1 protein-coding gene and 1 pseudogene are annotated in these 1,594 nt (G+C 74.8%); both read right to left on the reverse strand.

Translation table 11 applies throughout. The features are described from left to right. Positions 1-811, reverse strand: an 811-nt coding sequence (locus FV222_RS25460) for a PLP-dependent aminotransferase family protein (protein WP_246685660.1), incomplete at its 3' end; no start/stop codon positions are given. Between the two features lie 22 nt (positions 812-833). Continuing rightward, positions 834-1,496 (reverse strand): annotated as a pseudogene (locus FV222_RS25465) (ABC transporter ATP-binding protein); the annotation flags it as partial. Positions 1,497-1,594 lie beyond the last annotated feature (98 nt).

The raw sequence follows: 1,594 nt of genomic DNA on the forward strand, positions 1-1,594 counted from the left end.
GCAGGGCGGCCTGCCGCCCGGCATGGAGCTTTCGCGTGCGGCGCAGGTGGCGGCCGAGATGGCCCTCGTCGATGAAGCGGGCGAGCGCCCCCTGGCCGAGGCCGGAGGGCGCCGGGCCGGTCTCCGCCAGCGCCCGCTGGACCGGTCCGGCGAGCCCCTGCGGCAGCACGAGGTAGCTCAGCTGCAGCGCCGGCAGCAGCACCTTGGAGAAGCTGCCGGCGTAGATCACCCGTCCGGTCCGGTCGAGGGCGCGCAGCGGCGGCGGCGGCCGGCCGGCATAGCGGTACTCGCCGCCGTAATCGTCCTCGACGATCCAGGCGTTTGCCGCCTCGGCCCAGGCGAGCAGCGCCAGCCGGTTCTCCAGGCTCATGGCGTGGCCCAGCGGATAGTGATGCGCCGGCGTCACCACGGCGAGGCGCGCGCCCAGGGCGGCCCCCGCCCGGTCGATCGCGAGGCCGCCGGGTCCGACCGGCACGGGCACGGGGCGCAGGCCCGCTTCCGCCAGCGCCAGGGCGATGCCGGGAAACCCCGGATCTTCGACCAGCGCCGTCTCGCCCGGATCGAGCAGCAGTTGCGCCAGCAGCCGCAAGCTCTGGCGGATGCCGGCGGTGACGATCACCGCGTCGGCCGTGCAGGCGACGCCGCGGGTGGCGGCGAGGTAGGCGGCGGTGGCGGCGCGCAGCCGCGGATCGCCGAGGGGATGAGGCGGCGGGGCGCCGTCGCGCCACTCGGTCTGGAGCAGGCGCCCGAAGATCGCATACGGGAACGCGTCGGCGGCCGGGCGCCCGAGGGCGAAGGCGTCCGGCGCCACCGGCGCCGAGAACCAAACCCGCGCCGAGATCGTGGGTCACCAGGATGATCGACAGGCCGAGGTCGCGCTGCAATTCGCGCAGCAGCAGCAGGATCTGGATCTGCACCGTGGCGTCGAGCGCCGTGGTCGGCTCGTCGGCGAGCAGCACCTGCGGCCGGCAGGCGAGCGCGAGCGCGATCATCGCGCGCTGGCGCATGCCGCCCGACATCTCGTGCGGGTAGGCGTCGAGGCGCCGTTCCGGGCTCGGGATGCGGACGCGCTCGAACAGCGCGAGCGCCCGCTGCCGGGCGCCGGCCGCGTCGATCTTCTCGTGCCGGCGGATCGCCTCCGTGATCTGGCGGCCGACGGTGTAGACCGGATCGAAGGCGAGCAGCGGCTCTTGGAAGATCATCGCGGCGACGTGCCCGCGGAAATCCGCCAGCTCGCGCTTCGACAGGGCGAGCACGTCGCGGCCCGCCACCGCGATCTTGCCGCGGGTGCGGCTGCGGCCTTCCGGGAAGAGGCGCAGGATCGCGCGCAGCGTCACGCTCTTGCCCGAGCCCGATTCGCCGATCAGCGCCATGGCCTGGCCGCGCTCGAGCCGGAGGTCGACGCCGTCGACCACCTCGACCTTGCCGAAGCCGACCTTGAGGTCGACGAGCTCGACGGCGGGGGCGTTCGGATTCGCGTTCATGGGTCCGCTCATGCCGCCACCTGCTCGGCGGCGGGCGCGAGGGAATGGCCCGAGCCCGGCTGACGCGCGAGGCAGGCGGCCTGGTGCAGCGGCGCGATCGGGGCGAGCGG

The organism is Methylobacterium sp. WL103, from assembly GCF_008039885.1.
GTDB classification, from domain to species: Bacteria; Pseudomonadota; Alphaproteobacteria; order Rhizobiales; family Beijerinckiaceae; genus Methylobacterium; species Methylobacterium cerastii.